The sequence below is a fragment of the Streptomyces sp. CA-249302 genome (genome assembly GCF_050936785.1).
Lineage (GTDB): Bacteria > Actinomycetota > Actinomycetes > Streptomycetales > Streptomycetaceae > Streptomyces.
The window spans coordinates 4260264-4278137 of the sequence record NZ_JBNJMG010000001.1 but is presented as its reverse complement, the minus strand read 5'-3'; the positions used below and the strand labels follow the sequence as shown (position 1 = coordinate 4278137).

Below are 17874 nucleotides of genomic sequence, written 5' to 3'. Positions count from 1 at the left end.
GTACGTGAGGCGGCTGCGCGCGCAGGAACATCCGGGGGAGCAATGAGCACGACCGACACCGCCTTCACGGCGATCAGATTCACCGAGGAACAGCTCGATCCGTACGTCGCCCATGTCCCGACACGCCACTGGCTGACCGGCACCGGACTGCCCGGCGCGGAGGGCCTGTTGACCTTCACCGCCCTGCACACGCGCGGTCTGCGCAGGCTGGCGGAGTACACGGACGCGGGCATGGACGCCGGCCTGGCCGACGAACTGCGCGACCGGCTGGTGCTGGGGGAGCTGCTCGCCCCGGCGGGCATGGCGGCGGAGTCCATACTCCTCGACGGCGGCACCGGCGAGATCAGCACCGCGTACCTGTTCGAGCTGCTGGAGGACCGCCCGCTCGCGCCCTCGCTCGAAGCGCTGGTGCGGTTCGCGGCGGTCACCGAGGAACTGGCGGACGTACGGGGCCAGTTCGCCTCCTTCGCCGGCCGGTACGGCACGAAGGCGGCGACCGAGGCCTCGCGGCAGCTCCTGGCGCTCTTCGAGGAGAGCACCGACGGCGAGGTTCCGCCGTACTGGAAGGCGGCCGCCCTGATCCGCCCCCTCTCCCTCGCCACCGGCCCCGGCACGGCCGGCGGCCTCACCCTGGACGTGCCGGCCCGCCTCCTGGACGAGGAGTTCGGACTCGGCCGCGTGGTCCGCTTCGAGGACGTCGACTTCCCGGCGACCCTCACACACGAGCCGACGCGGCGCTTCCTGCGGGAGACGGGCCTGCCGGAGGACACGGTCCTCTTCCAGCTCGACACGGAAGTACCCCTCCAGAGCCTCTCCGAATACGCGGCGGACGACCGCCCCGGCACGGCCTCCCCCTTCGAACTCCCCGCCAGGGCGGACCACTTGATCCGCCTCGGTCACCTGGTGGAGGACAACAGCCTGGTGGTGGACGGCGCGACGGGCGAGGTCCTCAACTGGAGCGAGCCGGAGGCGAAGCTCTTCCCTCTCAACACCGACGTCTCCACCCTGGCCTTCACCCTCTGGCTGCACCACCGAGAGCGCACGATCGACGAGGCCCTCTCCCACGAACTCTCCACCCGCGCCTACGACCAGCTGGCCGCAACCATGCTCCACGTCCTCGCCTCGGTCGACCCGACGGCCACGACGACGGACGCGGACTGGCACTACTGGACGCAGGCGTTCCAGGACGAGGCGGGTGGAGTCCTCTGACCGGGCACACGCAGGAGGCCATCACCGTCCGCCAGGCCGAACCGGCGGACCTGCCGGCAGTGGCCGAACTCCGCTACCGCTGGCTGTCGGAGACGTCCGACGAGCCCTTGACGGTCGAACGAGCCGAATTCGTAAGCCACTTCATCAACTGGGCGCGCGAAAACACATCCACGCACCGCTGCCTGGTCCTGACCCGGACCGCCACCGCCACCGCCACCGTCATCGGCATGGCCTGGCTGGCGGTCCTCCCCCGGGTCCCGTCCCCCAGAGCACTGCACCGCACGTCCGGCGACCTGCAGTGCGTCTACGTCATCCCCGAGGAACGAAACACCGGCCTGGGCGGCCACCTGATAGACGCGATCCTGTCCACGGCCCAGACCCTCGGCCTGGAACGCGTCACGGTCCACTCGTCCCCCCGGGCCATCCCCGCCTACGCCCGCCACGGCTTCGAACCGTCACCCCGTCTCCTGCACAGCCACCTGGCGCCTTGACAGCGTTGCTGATCCACGCCCGCGCCGACATGGAACGCGCACGCTCCGGAAGACCGCAACCGCAACCGCAACCGCAACCACTGCCGGAACTGGGCCCAACTCCTGACGACGAGCAGACGGACGGAAACTGACCCGGACGCAGGAATGGGCGGCACCCCGCTTGAGGTGCCGCCCATTCGTTCGACCTGGTCAGACAACCAGAGGCCGTGGCGGGAATTGAACCCACGTACCTCGCTTTGCAGGCGAGTCCCTAAGCCACTCGGGCACACGGCCGGGTCGGGGTGGAGCGTCGGGCTCCGTTCCGAACTCGGTGAGATGACCGTATGGCGGGGGTGCGGAGTGGCTCAAGGGGATCGCGGGGGCTGCAACGGGACTGCCATACGCCGTTCATGAAACGCGAGGGAGCAGGTCGGCGCGGCTGGAGCAACGGCTTCTGTCCAACGTGCTCCTGCGGCGGCCGGCGGCGCGGCCTTCGCGGCGCTCGGGGGCGGCGCCGTGACGCACACGTCGGCGCACACCGACGGCTCCCGTCCGGCCGCCTTCGCCGCGGTGTTCCTGCCGATGGCCGGGGTGGGCGTTGGTGGGGGCGTGGGTGACCACGCGGCTGCGGGCGGAGCGGGAACGCGATGGCACCAGGTGGCACCAGGTGGCACCGCGTAGTACCGCCGAGTCATGGCCGGATTGAACCTGCGTTTTACGGCCGAAGAGCTCGACGCCCTGCGGGAGCGCGCGGCGGCCGAGGGGCGGAGCATGCAGGCCTTCGCCCACGATGCCGTGATCGCAGCCATGAACGGGCACTCCCGGCTGTTCGACGAAGCGGCCGACCATGTGCTGAAGGCCGGCGCCGAGCTCAACCGGAGGCTCGCCTGATGCACTACCTCACGTTCCCCGAGCTGCTGAATCCCGCACAACGCCTCGGGGCGGACGAGGTGCGCGACTACGGGCTGCTGGACTCGGCGCTCGCCCGCCCCCGGTCCCTGCCGCGCTTCGCGCGCTGACTGTGACGTCGATCCCACCCACGAGTGACCCGGCCTCGTCCGCGCGTTGACAGCGTCGGGCCGCCGGTAGGGTGGCCCGGTTGTCATACGTAGCCGAGCCGCCCTACCACCCCACGGAGATCGTGACTACCACCGCCGCCAGCTCTGCCTCGCACTCCCACCATCTCTCTCCCGCCTTCCCCGGCCGCGCCCCCTGGGGCACCGCCGGCAAGCTGCGTGCCTGGCAGCAGGGGGCGATGGAGAGGTATGTCCAGGAGCAGCCGCGTGACTTCCTCGCCGTCGCCACACCCGGCGCCGGCAAGACGACCTTCGCGTTGACGCTCGCCTCCTGGCTGCTGCACCACCATGTCGTGCAGCAGGTGACCGTGGTCGCGCCGACCGAGCATCTGAAGAAGCAGTGGGCGGAGGCCGCGGCCCGGATAGGGATCAAGCTGGACCCCGAGTACAGCGCCGGGCCGCTCGGCAAGGACTACCACGGCGTCGCCGTGACGTACGCGGGTGTCGGTGTGCGGCCCATGCTGCACCGGAACAGGGTCGAGCAGCGCAAGACCCTCGTCATCCTCGACGAGATCCACCACGCCGGTGACTCCAAGTCCTGGGGCGAGGCCTGTCTCGAAGCCTTCGAGCCGGCCACGCGACGGCTCGCGCTCACCGGTACGCCGTTCCGCTCCGACACCAACCCCATCCCCTTCGTGACGTACGAAGAGGACAACGCCGGTATCCGGCGGTCCGCCGCCGACTACACCTACGGGTACGGCAGCGCGCTGTCGGACGGGGTCGTGCGGCCCGTCATCTTCCTGTCCTACAGCGGGCAGATGCGGTGGCGGACCAAGGCCGGTGACGAGATCGCCGCCCGGCTCGGCGAGCCCATGACCAAGGACGCGATCAGCCAGGCCTGGCGTACGGCGCTCGACCCCCGCGGCGAGTGGATGCCGAGCGTGCTGCGCGCCGCCGACCAGCGGCTGACCGAGGTCAGGAAGGGCATCCCCGACGCCGGCGCCCTCGTCATCGCCTCCGACCAGGACTCGGCACGCGCCTACGCCAAGCTCATCCGCGAGATCACCGGCAGCAAGGCGACCGTCGTGCTGTCCGACGACACCGGCGCCTCCAAGCGCATCGACGACTTCAGCGAGAGCAACGACCGCTGGATGGTCGCCGTGCGGATGGTGTCGGAGGGCGTCGACGTCCCGCGGCTCGCGGTCGGGGTGTACGCCACCACCATCTCCACCCCCCTCTTCTTCGCCCAGGCCGTCGGCCGCTTCGTGCGATCGCGGCGCCGCGGCGAGACCGCCTCCGTCTTCCTCCCCACCGTCCCCGACCTGCTCACCTTCGCCAACGAGATGGAGGTCGAGCGCGACCACGCCCTCGACAAGCCGAAGAAGGACGGCGAGGAGGACCCGTACGCCGAATCCGAGCAGGAGATGGAGGAGGCGAACAAGGAGCAGGACGAGGACACCGGCGAGCAGGAGCAGTTCGCCTTCGAGGCGCTGGAGTCCGACGCGGTCTTCGACCGGGTGCTGTACGACGGCGCCGAGTTCGGCATGCAGGCGCACCCCGGGAGCGAGGAGGAGCAGGACTACCTCGGTATTCCGGGGCTTCTCGAACCCGACCAGGTGCAGCTCCTGCTGCAGAAACGGCAGGCGCGGCAGATCGCGCACAGCCGCAAGAAGCCGGACTCCGAGGCCGACCTCCTTGAGATGCCCGCCGAGCGCCGGCCCGTCGTCTCGCACAAGGAGATGATCGAGCTGAGGAAGCAGCTCAACACGATGGTCAGTGCGTACGTCCATCAGAGCGGCAAGCCGCACGGTGTCATCCACACCGAACTGCGGCGCACCTGCGGCGGCCCGCCGAGCGCAGAGGCCACGGCCGGGCAGCTGAAGCAGCGGATCGCCAAGGTGCAGGAGTGGGCCACGCGGATGCGGTGACCGGCCGGCCCGCCAGGCCCGGAACCCGGTCGCACAGGGTTCCCGTATCAGGACAAACGGAGGCACTCCCTCCCCGGCCCCTCCCCGCCGGTGCCCGGATTCTGGACGGAGACTTCCGCTCAGCGAACCCCCTTCGCTACTGTCCCGCTACGCACACGCCCCGTGGCAGCGCCGCCGCGGAGCGCAGCCGTGAAGCGACGCGGTCCGGCACCGGCCGGACCGCCGGCCGATCGGCGGCCTCTGTTGCGCGTCACTGACGGGACTCGGTGACGCATCGCCGCGCGGAGGTCGTCGACCTCACCACTTGGAGGAGTGGGCGTCGTGACCGCGGAGACCTCTCAGACGCTCGACCGAGGACTGCGGGTCCTCAAGCTGCTGGCCGATACGGACCATGGGCTGACCGTCACCGAGCTATCCAACCGACTGGGCGTGAACCGGACCGTGGTGTACCGGTTGCTCGCCACGCTTGAACAACACGCGCTCGTACGCCGGGACCTGGGCGGTCGCGCCCGGGTCGGGCTGGGGGTGCTGCGCCTGGGACGTCAGGTGCATCCGCTGGTGCGGGAGGCCGCGTTGCCGGCGCTCCGGTCGCTGGCCGAGGACATAGGGGCGACCGCCCACCTGACGCTGGTGGACGGGGCGGACGCGCTGGCCGTGGCCGTCGTGGAGCCCACCTGGACGGACTATCACGTGGCCTACCGGGCCGGCTTCCGGCATCCGCTGGACCGGGGAGCGGCCGGCAAGGCGATCCTCGCCGCACGCGCCAAGCCGGTGGTGGGGCCCGGATACACCCTGACCCACGGGGAGTTGGAGGCGGGGGCCAGTGGGGCCGCGGCTCCTCTGATCGGGGTCACGGGGGTCGAGGGCAGCGTCGGGGTGGTGATGCTGGCCGATGCCGTGCCCGAGCGGGTCGGACCGCGGGTGGTGGATGCGGCCAGGGAGGTCGCGGAAGCCCTGCGCTGAGCCTGCTGGGCCCTCTGAGCCTGCTAGGCCCTCTGGGCCTGCTGGGCCTGCTGGGCCTGCTGGGCCTGCTGGGCCTTCATTTCCGGCCACCCCTTGGCTTTGGCCGACCCGCCAAATCGAACCCCACACCTCTGTCCGATCGTCACACCGACATCCGCCGTCCCCTCCGCATCATCAAGGGCCATAACCAGCCCGATGGCGGAGGGAACGGCAGATGGACACGGTCCGTACGCGGCCTCAAGCACAGCAATCCCCAAGAGCCGCAAGCCGGTTCACCCGGCGGCAGGCCGTAGGCGCGCTCGTCGGGGAAGCCGCCGGCAGTCCGCTCAAGCGGACCATGGGGGTCGCCCAGCTCACCCTGCTGAGCGTGGGCGCCACCCTCGGTACCGGAATCTTCGTCGTGCTCGGCCAGGCCGTGCCGGAGGCCGGGCCCGCGATCGTCGTGTCCTTCGTGCTCGCCGGCGTGACCGCGCTGTTCTCCGCGCTTTCCTACGCCGAGCTGGCCGGCATGATCCCCGGCTCCGGCTCCTCGTACAGCTACGCCTACGCCACCCTCGGCGAGCTCGTCGCCTGGGTCTGCGGCTGGTGTCTGATTCTCGAGTACGGCGTGTCCGTCGCCGCCGTCGCGGTCGGCTGGGGGCAGTACGTCAACGAACTCCTCGACCTCACCCTCGGCGTGACCCTCCCCGAGTCGCTCAGCGCGCCGCCCGGCCTCGGCGGCACCCTCAACATCCCGGCCGCCCTCATCGTCGTACTCGCCATGGTCGTACTGCTGCGCGGCGCCAAGGAGAGCGCCGTCGCCAACGTCGTCATGGTCGGCGTGAAGATCGCCGCGCTCGTCCTCTTCTGCGCCGTCGCCTTCACCGCCTTCCACGCCGGGAACTTCCAGCCGCTGTTCCCGCTCGGCGCCGCCGGCATGAGCGCGGGCGCGGCCTCGCTCTTCTTCTCGTACATCGGCTTCGACGCGGCCTCCACGGCCGGCGAGGAGGCCAGGAACCCCCAGCGCGACCTGCCCCGCGCGATCATCCTCTCCCTCGTCCTCGTCACCGTCCTCTACGTCCTCGTCGCCGTCGCCGCGCTCGGCGCCATGAAGTGGACGAAGTTCGAGGGGACCGAGGCCACGCTCAGCCAGGTGCTCGTGCAGAGCGTGGGCGGCGGGAACCTGTGGCCGATCCTGCTCTCCGTCGGTGCCGTCGTCGCCACCACGAGTGTCGTGCTCACCGTGCAGTACGGGCAGATCCGCATCCTCTTCGCCATGGCCCGGGACGGGCTGGTGCCGCCGCTGTTCGCCAAGGTCAGCCCGCGTACCGGGGTGCCCCGGGCCAACACCGTCATCGTGTCGTCCTTCATCGCCGTGCTGGCCGCGCTCGTCCCGCTCGGCAGCCTCGCCGACGCCACCAGCATCGGCACCCTCTTCGCGTTCATGCTGGTCAACCTGGCCGTGGTGCTGCTGCGCCGGCGCAACCCCGAGGCGCCCCGCACCTTCCGCGTCCCGTTCTCGCCGGTGACCCCGGTCCTCGGCGTCGGCTTCTGCGTGTACATGCTGTTCAGCCTGGGCGCCGACACCTGGATCGCGTTCGGCGCGTGGATGGCGGTCGGGCTCGTGATCTACGGCTGTTACGGCGTCCGGCACTCCAAGCTCGACAACCGCGAGGAGACCGCCGTATGAACGCCCTGGATCTCACGGCGGACGTCGTCACCCTCACCCGCGCCCTCGTCGACCTCCCCTCCGAGAGCGGCCACGAGGCCCCGATCGCGGACGCCGTCGAGGCCGCCCTGCGCGCCCTGCCCCACCTCACCGTCGAGCGCCTCGGCAACTCCGTCGTCGCCCGCACCGACCTCGGCCGCCCCCAACGTGCGCTGATCGCAGGCCACTTGGACACCGTCCCGGCCGCCGGAAACCTGCCGTCCCGACTGGCGGACGGCCGCGTGCACGGCCTCGGCGCCTGCGACATGAAGGGCGGCGTCGCCGTCGCCCTCCTCCTTGCCGCCACCGTCCCCGCCCCCTCCCGCGACCTCACCTACGTCTTCTACGAGTGCGAGGAGGTCGAGGGCGACCGCAACGGGCTGCACCGCATCGCCGCCGACCGCCCCGGACTCCTCGCCGCCGACCTGGCGATCCTCATGGAACCCTCCGAGGCCGGCGTCGAGGCCGGCTGCCAGGGCATCCTCACCGCCGACGTCGTCGTACGAGGCACCCGCGCCCACACCGCCCGCGCGTGGACCGGGGTCAACGCCGCCCACCTCGCGGCCCCCGTCCTCCAGCGCCTCGCCGACCACACGCCCGAGCGGGTGGTCATCGACGGCCTGGAGTACCGGGAGGGGCTCAGTGCGGTGGCGCTGCGGGCCGGGGTCGCCGGGAACGTCGTACCGGACGAGTGCGTGATCACCGTCAACTCCCGGTTCGCGCCCAGCCGTTCGGCCGAGGAGGCGGAGGCGTACGTACGGAAGCTCTTCCCGGAGTACGAGGTGAACGTCACCGAAGTCGTGCCGGGCGCGCTGCCCCGGCTGGACCGGATCGCCGGCGTCACGGCGGCCCTGGGCGCGGCTCCCCGCCCCAAGCTCGGCTGGACGGACGTGGCCCGGTTCGCCGCGCTGGGTGTCCCCGCCCTCAACTACGGTCCGGGCGACCCGTCGTTGGCCCACACCGCGGGGGAGTACGTCCCGGTGGAGCAGCTGCACGCCTGCGCGGAGAAGCTCAGGCAGTGGCTCCGCTGAGCCCTGCCAGCGTCCTCAACTGGAGCCACAGCACCAGCCGTTCGTCGGGATCGTCGAGGTCGATCCCGACGTGCTGCTGGGCCTGGCGCAGCCGGTAGCGGCAGGTGTTCGGGTGGACGGCGAGCAGCTTCGCCGCCCCCGCCATGTCGCAGCCCGCGTCGAGCCAACTCACCAGCGTGCGCGCGTAGTCGGTGCCGTTGGCCGAGTCGTACGCCAGCACCCGCCGCCACGCCCCCGCGCCCAACTCGCGCTGCCCGCCCAGCACTTCGGCCAGCCGCAGCAGGGTGACCCGGGCGCGTACCTCGTCCACGGTGGCCACCGGCAGCTCCGGCCCCAGCACCCGCAGCACGAGGTCCGCGTCCGCCCGGGAGGCCACGGCCTCCGCCGCCCCGGCCACCACCTCGCCCAGCGCCGCCCGCACCGGCACCCGCAGCGCCTGCCCGGCCCGCGCCACGATGTCCTCCGCCAGCCGCTTGTGGCTCCCTCTGCGGGGCGCGTCGGACCGGGTCCCCGGCGCGGGCAGCAGCGCGTACACCACCCCGTCGACCAGCACACACGCGTGCCGCCCGTAACGCGCCTCGCACTGGAGTCGTACGACGTCCAGCAGCCGTAGCGCGGTCTGCTCGGTGTCCGGGAGGCTCGCGGCGTCCAGGACGAAGGCGGCCACCCGCACGGCACCCTCAAGTCCCAGGCGCCGCACGGCCGTCGGGGCGTCCGCCGTCCCGTCCAGGAGGCGGCGCAGCAGGTCGCCGCTCTGGTGGCGGGCGAGTTCCTGGGCGGCGCGGGCCCGCAGCAGGAGCAGGGCGGCCGTGGACGCGCCCTGCACGAGGGCCTGTTCGGCGTCGGGGGCGAGCGTGCCGTCGTCGACCACCCAGACCGAGCCGAGCGTCTCGCCGCCGGCCCGTACGGCGACCGCGAGCCGGGGCAGGTCGCCCTCGTGCAGCGCGGGCAGCCGGACCGGACCGTCGGCCGCGAACAGCACCCGGTACTGCTCGGTGTTGCGTGAACTGGCCGGCACCCGGAGGCCGAGGATGCCCTCGCGCCGGTCCTCGTCGACCGGCTGGCCGGAGACGGTCGAATAGGCGAGGATCCGCTGGCGCGGGTCCTCCACGGCCGTTGCCCCGCCGGTCGCCGTGGCCACCGCGTCCGCGAGCGCGAACAGGTCCCCGTGCCCGCCGGCCGCGGCGGCGGGCCGGGCGCCGATGGCCGAGCTCAGCAGCAGGTGCACCTGGTGCCAGGCCGCGTCCTCGCCGACCGACAGCAGCGCGAGCCCGCACGCCTGTGCCTCACCCACCGGCCCGTCCGCACCGCGCACCACCACCCCGGCCATCCCGGCCTCCGCCGCCGTCCGCACCAACGGCCCCGCGGCCGCCGCCCGCACCCCCACCGCCAGCAGCAACGCCCCCGGCGTCCGGGTGAGCGGGACATGGGCGTCGTACAACACCGTCTCCGTGACGGGCGTGGTGAGCCCCGTGGCGGGTGCGGTGTGCAGGCGTACGGCGGTGCCACCGACGACGTCGAGGAGGTCGCCGAGGGTGCAGGCGTCCATGGGGCTCCTTCAGCAGGCGGTCGGCCGATCAGACGGTTGGCCGATCCGGAAACGAACCTACGCATCCCTTGTCCGTCCGCACAATGTGAAGGCGCCCACCCGCTGGCCAGACTGCCTTCCATGACCCTCGACCGTCCGCCAGGAGTGAGCATCCGCACCGTCCACGACGTCGCCGGCCTCGCCGCCGTCACCGACTACTTCAGCGACGTCTGGCAGACCCCGCGCACCGCCCCGCCCTACCCGGCCGAGGTGCTGCACAGCCTGGTCCACGCGGGCGGCGCCGTGCACGCCGCGTACGACGGGGCGCGTCTCGCCGGGGCCTCGGTCGCCGTGTTCGGGCCGGGCGGCGACACGTACTCGCTGGTCGCCGCCGCCGACCAGGGGCTCGGGACGGCGGTGAAGCAGGCCCAGCGGGACTGGGCCCTCGGCCTCGGCGCCCGCGTCATGCGCTGGACCTTCGACCCGCTGGTCGGCCGCAACGCCCGCTTCAACCTGACCAAGCTGGGCGCCACGGGCACGGAGTACCTCGTCGACTTCTACGGCCCCATGGCCGACGGGGTGAACGACGGGGACGAGAGCGACCGACTGACGGTGACCTGGGAACTGGGGGCGCCGACACCCTCGTACCCCTCGTACCCCTCACACCGGGAGATCACGGACCGCGAGACGGCCCCCGCCACCCGCACCGCCCCCGACGGCGGCACCCTGGCCTTTCGTGATCGCGCCGGCCGGCACGTCTGGTGCCGGGTCCCGCAGGACATCGTCGGCCTCCGCGCCGCCGACCCCGGCCTCGCCCTGCGCTGGCGGCGGGCCGTGCGTGAGGTCTTCACGGAGGCCTTCGCGGCGGGCTTCACGGCCACGGGGATGTCCCGTGACGGCTGGTACACGCTGACCCGGAAGGCGGCCGCGGAATGAAGCTCGAACGCGTCGAGATCGTCCATGTGGCGATCCCCCTCGTCACCCCGTTCCGTACCTCCTTCGGCACGATGACGACGAAGGACACCTTCCTCCTCCACGTCGTCACGGACGCGGCCGAGGGCTGGTCGGAGTTCGCCGCGGACCCCGAGCCGCTGTACTGCTCGGAGTTCACGGCCGGCGCGGAGCTGGTCCTGCGGGACTTCCTGCTGCCGAGGCTGGCGTCCCTCCCGGACCTCACCACCGCCCTTCTGGCGCCCGCCCTGGCGAAGATCAAGGGGCACGAGCTGGCGAAGGCGGCACTGGAGACGGCGGTCCTGGACGCCGAACTGCGGTCGTACGGCATGCCGTTGGCGAGGTATCTGGGCGCGGTACGGGAGCGGGTGCCGGCGGGCGTCTCGGTCGGCATCAAGGAGTCGATCCCCGCGCTCCTGGACGACGTCGAGCGCTACCTCGCCGAGGGTTACGTCCGTATCAAGCTGAAGATCGAACCGGGCTGGGACCTCGATCCGGTACGGGCCGTCCGCGACCGCTTCGGCGACGAACTGCCCCTCCAGGTCGACGCCAACACGGCGTACACGCTCGCCGACGCGGAGCACCTGCGGCGCCTCGACGAGTTCGGTCTGCTGTTGATCGAGGAGCCGCTGGACGAGAACAACCTGCACGCCCACGCGCAGCTCCAGAAACGCCTGCGCACCCCCGTCTGCCTGGACGAGTCCCTGCACAACGCCCGCGACACCGCGTCCGCGATCGCCATGGACGCATGCCGGGTGGTGAACGTGAAGCCCGCCCGCGTCGGCGGCTACCTGGAGGCTCGCCGCATCCACGACGTGGCCCACGCGCACGGCGTGCCGGTGTGGTGCGGCGGCATGCTGGAGACGGGAATCGGCCGCGCCCCCAACCTCGCCCTGGCCGCCCTCCCCGGCTTCACCCTCCCCGGCGACACCTCGGCGTCCAGCCGCTACTTCGCCGAGGACATCACGGAACCGTTCGTCCTGAAGGACGGCCACCTGCCGGTCCCGACGACACCGGGGATCGGTGTCGAACCGCTGCCGGAGGCGCTGCGCCGCTTCACTTCGGCTCGGCGAGACTTGTACGTGCGCCAACCGGCGCCTGGCCGGAAGTCACCGTCACGTTAGATTGATCCCGTGCTCTCTCGCCTCACACGCCCCCAGGCCCTCGCCGTCTGCGCCGCGCCCGTCGTGGCGCTGCTCGCCACGGCGGTCTTCGCGCCGCTGCCGTTCTCCCTGGCGCAGCCCGGGATGACGGCGAACGTGCTGGCGGACAACAAGGGCACCCCCGTGATCACGATCTCGGGGGCGCCGGTCCGGAAGACGACCGGACAACTGCGCATGACGACGATCGAGGCGACCAACCCGGACACGCGGGTTTCGCTGGGTGATGTCCTTTCGGCGTGGTTCGCCACGGACAAGGCGGTCATGCCGAGGGACTCCGTCTATCCGAGCGGGCAGAGCACGAAGCAGATCGAGGAGCACAACACCGCACAGATGAAGGAGTCCCAGGACGAGGCCACCCAGGCCGCGCTGGACTACCTCCACCTGAGCGACGAGAAGGTCAAGGTCACCCTCAAGCTGGCCGACGTGGGCGGGCCGAGCGCGGGGCTGCTCTTCACCCTCGGCATCATCGACAAGCTCGACGGCAACGGCAGCGGGGGCGACCTCACGGGTGGCCGCAACATCGCCGGTACGGGGACCATCGACGCCGACGGGAAGGTCGGTGCGGTGGGTGGCGTGGCGCTGAAGACGCAGGCGGCGCGGCGGGACGGGGCGACGGTGTTCCTCGTCCCGAAGGACGAGTGCTCCGACGCCAAGTCCGAACTGCCGAAGGGGCTTCGGCTGATTCCGGTCACGACGCTGAAGGGCGCGGTCTCTTCGTTGGCGGCCTTGGAGACCGGGAAGGGCTCCGTACCTAGCTGCCGGTAGGGGTTAAGACCGGCCTTGGCGTGGCCAGACGCAGGCCCAGTTCTACGAGGGTCCAGCCGACGCGGGTACGGAGGTCTCGGCGGGGGTGGATCGCGGCGGCGAGGTTGTGGGCCTCGGCCTCGGCCCGGAGTTCGGCGGCGCGGGCGTGGTGCAGGGCGAGGTGGGTCTCGGGGTGCATCGGACGGTCGCCTTTCACAGCGGGGTGCTGGGGAAGAGGTGCGTGTGGATACGGACCGTCTGCGCACCCGGGGTGTCCTCGGGCAGGGGACGGTAGCTCTCGATCAACTCGTGCATCTTCTGGATGAGTTCGCGCGCCAGCTCGGGGGTCAGCCGCCCGGTGAAGTCGCTGAGGTCGGTCGCGCTGTCCCACTCCTGCGGCCATTCGTGCTGGTTGCCGAGCCAGGTGGTGACTTCCTGGGTGTGGACGTTGGCGACCTCGAAGCGGAATACGGCGGCGGCTCCGCGCACGGTCGGGTCGGGATCCCGGAGCAGGGTGTCGTCGAACTCCACCCCTCGGTCCACCGCTTTCCACCAGCGCTCGCGCCCCTTGCCCTTCTCGGGCGCGTCCACGACGAAGCCGTGCGTGGCCAGCTGGCGCAGGTGGTAGCTGGTCGACCCGCTCGACTCGCCCAGTTTCTCCGCCAGTTGGGAAGCAGTGGCGGGACCACTACGGCGTAGCGCGACGAGCAGCTGCATACGCAGCGGATGGGCAAGTCCGCGCAGCGACCGAGCGTCGAGCAGGCGGGGGCGGCTGAGTTCGTCCGGCATACATGCAAAGGTAGCGTTGCAAAGGAACTGTTGCAATGCTTTCTTTGCAACCTCTACTTGACCAGCCCCTCCGCCTTCATCCACTCCAACGCCACCTGATGCGGATCCTCCCCGTTCACGTCCACCCTCGCGTTCAGGCTCTGCGCCACCGTGTTGTTCAGCTTCTTCGTCACCGGGTCCAGGACCTCCGCGATCGCCGGCCACTCCTTCAGGGCCTTGGAGTTGATCTCCGGCGCCGCGTTGTAGTTGGGGAAGAACTTCCTGTCGTCCTGCATCACCGCGAGGTTCATTGACTTGATGCGGCCGTCGGTCGTGAAGACCTCGCCGTAGGTGCAACTGCCCTTCTTCACCTGGGTGTAGATGATCCCGGTGTCCATCTGCGTGATGTTCTTGGCCGGCACGTCCATGCCGTACGCCTTCTCCATGCCCGGCAGCCCGTCCGCCCGGTTGGCGAACTCGCTCTCCACGCACAGCGTCACCGCACCCGGGTCCTTCTTCGCCAGCGCGGCCACGTCCGAGAGCGTCCTGGTGCCGTACTTCTTGAAGTTGGACTGGTTCATGGCCAGCGCGTAGGTGTTGTTGAGGGCCGAGGGGGACAGCCAGGTCAGGCCGTTCTTCAGGTCCGCGTCCCGGACCGCTTCCCACTGCTTGCGCGGATCGGTGATCGGTTCGCTGTTGCCCAGGTACGTGATCCAGGCCGTGCCCGTGTACTCGTACATGCCGTCCGCGTCACCGGACTTGACCGCCTCGCGGGCGCCGATCGAACCCTGGATGCCCGTGCGGTCGAGCACGTCCGCGCCGGCCGCCTGGAAGGCGATGCCCATCATCGCGCCGAGGATCAGCTGCTCCGTGAACTCCTTCGAGGTCACGGTCAGATGGGCGCCCTTCAAGGGCTCGCCCTTCCCGATCGAGCCCGGCACGACGTCGTCGACCATGGGGGAGCCGCTCTGCAGTCCGCAGGCGGAGGCCAGCAGCAGGACCGTCCCGGCGGCCGTCAGAAGGCGTCCACGTCGTCCACGTCGTCCATGTCGTCCATGTCGGCTGGGGCTCATGTTCCCACCTCCAATCCCCTTGGTCTGAGCAGGAGTTCGGCGAGCGAGGCCAGCCAGTCCACCAGCAGGGCGAGTACGACGGTGAGGATCGAGCCCAGCATCAGCACCGGCATGCGCTGCGTGGTGATCCCGGTCGTGATCAGGACGCCCAGGCCGCCACCCCCGCCGAAGGTCGCCAGCGTCGCCGTACCGACGTTGAGGACGAGGGCCGTACGGACGCCGGCGAGGATGAGGGGGACGGCGAGGGGGAGTTCCACCGTGCGCAGGACGCCCAGTGAGGACATGCCGATGCCCCGCGCCGCCTCCAGGAGCGTCGGGTCGTTGGCCTTCAGACCCGCGATGGTGTTGGACAGGACCGGCAGGACGGCGTAGGCGATCATGCCGATCAGGGCCGCCTTCGTGCCCGTGCCGAGCCAGATGACGAGGAGGGCGAGGAGACCGATCGCGGGGGTCGCCTGGCCCATGTTGGCGAACGCCATCGCCACCGGGGTCGCCTTCCGGAACGCCCTGCGGGTCAGCAGGATGCCCAGCGGGATCGCGATGATCAGTACGAAGAAGGTGGAGATCGCGGTCAGTTCGATGTGCTGCCAGAGAGCCTTGGAGACCTCACCGTTCGCGAGGGCGTTGTGGGAGATCGAGTCGAGGGTCGCCTGCTCGAACCAGAGCCAGGTCGCGAGGAGTACGGCGATCAGGACGGCCGGCAGGAAGGTCAGCTTCTGCCAGGTGACGCGCCGCCCGGCCCGCTGTGGCGGCGGAGGAGGAGCCTCCTGCTCGGCCTCGCCCTCGTCGCGGAAGGCGAGGCCCTTCACGTCGTGCTCGCCGTCCTGCCGCATACGTTCCGCCGGGGTGGTCACGCCTTCGCCTCCCCGCCGGGGCCCTCCTGCTCGGCGTGCGTCTGCCCGGCCCGGGCCTCCTCCAGCTCGTGCTGGTGCTCCATGGCCTCCAGCCGGTCGGCCTCGAGGAGTTCGTGCACGGAGTTCATGAGCGTCTCCATGTCGACGACACCCTCGTACTCCCCACGCCGTCCGGTCACCGCGACCCGCCCCGCGTTGTCCGTCAGCACCGCCTCCAGGGCGTCGCGCAGGGTCGCGTCCCTGGTCACCGTGTCGTGCACGAGTGTGCCCGCCCGGGCCAACGAGCCGCGGGCCCGCATCAGGTCGCCGCGCCTGAGCCACTTGTAGGGGCGGCCGCGCTTGTCGAGCAGCAGGATCTCGTTCGTACCGCTCCCGCGGAGCTTGTTGAAGATCTCCTGGAGCGGGTCGTCGACGGTCACCGTCGGGTAGTCGGTGATCTCCACGTCCCGTACCCGGGAGAGGTTGAGCCGCTTCAGCGCCGCGCCCGCGCCGACGAAACCGGACACGAAGTCGTCCGCCGGGTTGGTGAGGATCGCCTCGGGGGTGTCGAACTGAGCGATGTGCGAGCGTTCGCGCAGGACGGCGATACGGTCACCGAGCTTGATCGCCTCGTCGAAGTCGTGCGTGACGAACACGATCGTCTTGTGCAGCTCGTGCTGAAGCCTGATCAGTTCGTCCTGGAGATGATCACGGGTGATCGGGTCGACCGCGCCGAACGGCTCGTCCATGAGGAGGACCGGGGGATCGGCGGCCAGCGCCCGTGCCACGCCCACCCGCTGCTGCTGCCCGCCCGACAGCTGGCGCGGATAGCGGCCGTGGAACTCGCCGGGGTCGAGCCCGACGAGGTCGAGCAGCTCCTCGATCCGGTTCCTGATACGGGACTTGGACCAGCCGACCATCTTCGGGACCAGGGCGATGTTCTGGGCGACCGTCATGTGCGGGAAGAGGCCGGCCGACTGGATGGCGTAGCCGACCTTGCGGCGCAGCTTCACCGGGTCCATGTCGGTGACGTCCTCGCCGTTGATGCGGATGCGTCCACCGGACGGCTCGATCAACCTGTTGATCATCTTGAGCGTGGTCGACTTGCCGCACCCGGACGGGCCGACGAAGATGACGAGTTCGCCCGCCTTGATCTCCATGTTGACGTTGTCCACGGACGGGTTGGGGTTGCCCGGATACCGTTTGGTGAGGTTCTCCAGCTCGATCGTTGCCCCCTGGGTGCTGTCAGGCACGGATCCCCCTCGGAATGGTCAGCCGTCCGATCAGGACGTACGCGGCGTCGAAGAGCAGGGCGAGGACGATGATCCCGAGCGTGCCCGCGAGGACCTGGTTGAGCGCGTTCTTGCTGCCGAGCGAGCCGATGCCGCGGAAGATCTCATTGCCGAGCCCGGGCCCGGAGGCGTACGCGGCGATCGCGGCGATGCCCATCAGCATCTGCGTGGAGACCCGGATCCCGGTCAGGATCGGCGGCCAGGCCAGCGGCAGCTCGACCCGCAGCAGCCGCATCACCCGGGACATCCCGATGCCCTTCGCCGCGTCCACCAGCGAGGGGTCGACCCCGCGCAGCCCGACGATCGCGTTGCGCACGATCGGCAGCAGCCCGTACAGGGTCAGCGCGATCACCGTGGGCGGCACGCCCAGCCCCACGATCGGGATGAGCAGACCGATCATGGCGAGCGAGGGAATGGTCAGAATGGTCGAGGTGGCCATGGTGGCCAGGTTCCCGCCCCATTCGCTGCGGTAGGTGGCGACACCGATCAGGACGCCCAGCAGGGTCGCGACGACCATGCACTGGAACACGGCGCTCGCGTGCTGATAGGCGTCCGTGAGCAACTGCTGGTGCCGGTTGCCCAGGTACTCCCAGAAGCTCACGCGCGCTCACCTCAGGTCGACTTCGCCCTCTCGTCGTCCTCCGCCGCCTGCTCCACCAGCGGGATGATCCGCAGTGGAACGGGGTTCTCCATCACGATCGCGGTGGCGGCCCGGACAATGCCATCAAAACCGACAACCCGGTCGATGACCCGCTGGAGATCGGCGTTGGAGCGGGCCACCAGGCGGCACAGCATGTCCCCGCTGCCGGTGGTGGTGTGCAGCTCCAGCACCTCGGGCACGGTCGCCAAGTGCGCCCGCACGTCCGGTCCTTGGCCCTGCCGGATCTGGAGGGTGGCGAAGGCGGTGACGGGGTACCCGAGCGCCGCCGGATCCACCTGGGGCCCGAATCCCCGGATGACGCCATTCGACTGAAGCCGGTCGAGGCGCGCCTGCACGGTGCCCCGGGCGACCCCCAGCCGCCGGGACATCTCCAGCACCCCGATCCGCGGCTCCCGCGCCAGCAGCACGATGATCCGCCCGTCCAGCCCGTTGATCCCCACAGCAGCCTCCCGAGCCGGTGGTCATCCTGTACAGAGACCCCGTAAATCCGCGCCTTCCACTGAACATATTGTCCAGCAGATACGCAAACTATTGCGCACCTTGCCGATCCAGGAACA

Annotated in this window: 18 protein-coding genes, 1 tRNA gene and 2 pseudogenes; 12 read left to right on the top strand and 9 right to left on the bottom strand. The window is 70.6% G+C overall.

Features of this window, described 5'->3' with window-relative positions:
* The first annotated feature begins 42 nt into the window (after positions 1-42).
* Both ACQEWB_RS19175 and ACQEWB_RS19170 read left to right on the top strand, forming a co-directional pair.
* Positions 43-1209: an SUKH-4 family immunity protein gene (locus tag ACQEWB_RS19175; protein ID WP_432832544.1), complete on the top strand. Its 1167-nt coding sequence runs from the start codon at positions 43-45 to the stop codon at positions 1207-1209.
* A gap of 59 nt (positions 1210-1268) precedes the next feature.
* Entirely contained in the window at positions 1269-1700 is a 432-nt protein-coding gene (locus ACQEWB_RS19170) for a GNAT family N-acetyltransferase (protein ID WP_432832542.1), read from the top strand.
* 201 nt (positions 1701-1901) lie between these two features.
* Here the strand turns inward: ACQEWB_RS19170 and ACQEWB_RS19165 are convergent.
* Positions 1902-1973: transfer RNA gene (locus tag ACQEWB_RS19165), tRNA-Cys, on the bottom strand.
* 118 nt (positions 1974-2091) lie between these two features.
* Here ACQEWB_RS19165 and ACQEWB_RS19160 point away from each other — a divergent pair.
* From ACQEWB_RS19160 to dapE, 7 genes and pseudogenes are all read left to right on the top strand, one after another.
* Positions 2092-2385, top strand: a pseudogene (locus ACQEWB_RS19160) (MFS transporter); the annotation flags it as partial.
* Complete coding sequence (locus ACQEWB_RS19155) at positions 2373-2570, top strand: hypothetical protein (protein ID WP_432832540.1); 198 nt, start codon at positions 2373-2375, stop codon at positions 2568-2570. The pseudogene ACQEWB_RS19160 and the gene ACQEWB_RS19155, both read left to right, overlap by 13 nt.
* Positions 2570-2677, top strand: a pseudogene (locus tag ACQEWB_RS19150) (death-on-curing protein); the annotation flags it as partial. The gene ACQEWB_RS19155 and the pseudogene ACQEWB_RS19150, both read left to right, overlap by 1 nt.
* 143 nt (positions 2678-2820) lie before the next feature.
* Entirely contained in the window at positions 2821-4623 is a 1803-nt protein-coding gene (locus tag ACQEWB_RS19145) for a DEAD/DEAH box helicase (RefSeq protein WP_432832538.1), read from the top strand.
* 321 nt (positions 4624-4944) lie between these two features.
* Entirely contained in the window at positions 4945-5586 is a 642-nt protein-coding gene (locus ACQEWB_RS19140; RefSeq protein WP_432832536.1) for an IclR family transcriptional regulator, read from the top strand.
* Between the two features lie 214 nt (positions 5587-5800).
* Positions 5801-7255, top strand: a complete 1455-nt coding sequence (locus ACQEWB_RS19135) for an amino acid permease (RefSeq protein ID WP_432832534.1) — start codon at positions 5801-5803, stop codon at positions 7253-7255.
* Entirely contained in the window at positions 7252-8304 is a 1053-nt protein-coding gene (gene dapE, locus ACQEWB_RS19130) for a succinyl-diaminopimelate desuccinylase (RefSeq protein ID WP_432832532.1), read from the top strand. Before ACQEWB_RS19135 ends, dapE begins: the two co-directional genes overlap by 4 nt.
* Here the strand turns inward: dapE and ACQEWB_RS19125 are convergent.
* Positions 8285-9853, bottom strand: coding sequence for a PucR family transcriptional regulator (locus ACQEWB_RS19125; RefSeq protein ID WP_432832530.1), 1569 nt, complete (start codon positions 9851-9853; stop codon positions 8285-8287). The two genes, dapE and ACQEWB_RS19125, sit on opposite strands and share 20 nt — an antisense overlap.
* 120 nt (positions 9854-9973) lie before the next feature.
* Between ACQEWB_RS19125 and ACQEWB_RS19120 the strand changes: the two genes are divergently transcribed.
* From ACQEWB_RS19120 to ACQEWB_RS19110, 3 genes are read left to right on the top strand one after another with little or no spacing between them, the layout of a single operon-like run.
* Positions 9974-10768: a chorismate synthase gene (locus ACQEWB_RS19120; RefSeq protein ID WP_432832528.1), complete on the top strand. Its 795-nt coding sequence runs from the start codon at positions 9974-9976 to the stop codon at positions 10766-10768.
* Positions 10765-11907: an o-succinylbenzoate synthase gene (gene menC / locus ACQEWB_RS19115; protein WP_432832526.1), complete on the top strand. Its 1143-nt coding sequence runs from the start codon at positions 10765-10767 to the stop codon at positions 11905-11907. The genes ACQEWB_RS19120 and menC overlap by 4 nt, the downstream gene beginning before the upstream one ends.
* A 9-nt stretch (positions 11908-11916) precedes the next feature.
* On the top strand, positions 11917-12711 hold the full coding sequence (locus ACQEWB_RS19110) for a YlbL family protein (protein WP_432832524.1): 795 nt from the start codon (positions 11917-11919) through the stop codon (positions 12709-12711).
* On the opposite strand, the gene ACQEWB_RS19105 is transcribed toward ACQEWB_RS19110, so the two are convergent.
* From ACQEWB_RS19105 to ACQEWB_RS19075, 7 genes are read right to left on the bottom strand one after another with little or no spacing between them, the layout of a single operon-like run.
* Positions 12698-12889 carry a hypothetical protein gene (locus tag ACQEWB_RS19105; protein ID WP_432832522.1) on the bottom strand — a complete coding sequence of 64 codons (192 nt, stop codon included), beginning with the start codon at positions 12887-12889 and terminating at the stop codon, positions 12698-12700. The genes ACQEWB_RS19110 and ACQEWB_RS19105 overlap by 14 nt on opposite strands.
* 14 nt (positions 12890-12903) lie before the next feature.
* Positions 12904-13479, bottom strand: a complete 576-nt coding sequence (locus tag ACQEWB_RS19100; protein WP_432832519.1) for an ArsR/SmtB family transcription factor — start codon at positions 13477-13479, stop codon at positions 12904-12906.
* A 53-nt stretch (positions 13480-13532) separates the two neighbouring features.
* Positions 13533-14531 (bottom strand): glycine betaine ABC transporter substrate-binding protein, encoded by a 999-nt coding sequence (locus ACQEWB_RS19095; protein WP_432832517.1) that lies wholly within the window; start codon positions 14529-14531, stop codon positions 13533-13535.
* Entirely contained in the window at positions 14528-15364 is an 837-nt protein-coding gene (locus tag ACQEWB_RS19090) for an ABC transporter permease (RefSeq protein WP_432843885.1), read from the bottom strand. The genes ACQEWB_RS19095 and ACQEWB_RS19090 overlap by 4 nt, the downstream gene beginning before the upstream one ends.
* Positions 15365-15381: 17 nt before the next feature.
* On the bottom strand, positions 15382-16617 hold the full coding sequence (locus ACQEWB_RS19085) for a betaine/proline/choline family ABC transporter ATP-binding protein (RefSeq protein WP_432832515.1): 1236 nt from the start codon (positions 16615-16617) through the stop codon (positions 15382-15384).
* Positions 16610-17257: an ABC transporter permease gene (locus ACQEWB_RS19080; protein WP_432832513.1), complete on the bottom strand. Its 648-nt coding sequence runs from the start codon at positions 17255-17257 to the stop codon at positions 16610-16612. The genes ACQEWB_RS19085 and ACQEWB_RS19080 overlap by 8 nt, the downstream gene beginning before the upstream one ends.
* Before the next feature lie 11 nt (positions 17258-17268).
* Positions 17269-17757 (bottom strand): Lrp/AsnC family transcriptional regulator, encoded by a 489-nt coding sequence (locus ACQEWB_RS19075; RefSeq protein WP_432832511.1) that lies wholly within the window; start codon positions 17755-17757, stop codon positions 17269-17271.
* Between the last annotated feature and the right edge of the window lie 117 nt (positions 17758-17874).

What these genes read in the sequence shown, in the direction of transcription:
- ACQEWB_RS19175 (WP_432832544.1), top strand. Translation starts at nt 43, where the DNA reads ATGAGCACGACCGACACCGCCTTCACGGCGATCAGATTCACCGAGGAA.
- ACQEWB_RS19155 (WP_432832540.1), top strand. Translation starts at nt 2,373, where the DNA reads ATGGCCGGATTGAACCTGCGTTTTACGGCCGAAGAGCTCGACGCCCTG.
- ACQEWB_RS19135 (WP_432832534.1), top strand. Translation starts at nt 5,801, where the DNA reads ATGGACACGGTCCGTACGCGGCCTCAAGCACAGCAATCCCCAAGAGCC.
- dapE (WP_432832532.1), top strand. Translation starts at nt 7,252, where the DNA reads ATGAACGCCCTGGATCTCACGGCGGACGTCGTCACCCTCACCCGCGCC.
- ACQEWB_RS19125 (WP_432832530.1), bottom strand. Translation starts at nt 9,853, where the DNA reads ATGGACGCCTGCACCCTCGGCGACCTCCTCGACGTCGTCGGTGGCACC.
- ACQEWB_RS19120 (WP_432832528.1), top strand. Translation starts at nt 9,974, where the DNA reads ATGACCCTCGACCGTCCGCCAGGAGTGAGCATCCGCACCGTCCACGAC.
- menC (WP_432832526.1), top strand. Translation starts at nt 10,765, where the DNA reads ATGAAGCTCGAACGCGTCGAGATCGTCCATGTGGCGATCCCCCTCGTC.
- ACQEWB_RS19105 (WP_432832522.1), bottom strand. Translation starts at nt 12,889, where the DNA reads ATGCACCCCGAGACCCACCTCGCCCTGCACCACGCCCGCGCCGCCGAA.
- ACQEWB_RS19100 (WP_432832519.1), bottom strand. Translation starts at nt 13,479, where the DNA reads ATGCCGGACGAACTCAGCCGCCCCCGCCTGCTCGACGCTCGGTCGCTG.
- ACQEWB_RS19095 (WP_432832517.1), bottom strand. Translation starts at nt 14,531, where the DNA reads ATGAGCCCCAGCCGACATGGACGACATGGACGACGTGGACGACGTGGA.
- ACQEWB_RS19090 (WP_432843885.1), bottom strand. Translation starts at nt 15,364, where the DNA reads ATGCGGCAGGACGGCGAGCACGACGTGAAGGGCCTCGCCTTCCGCGAC.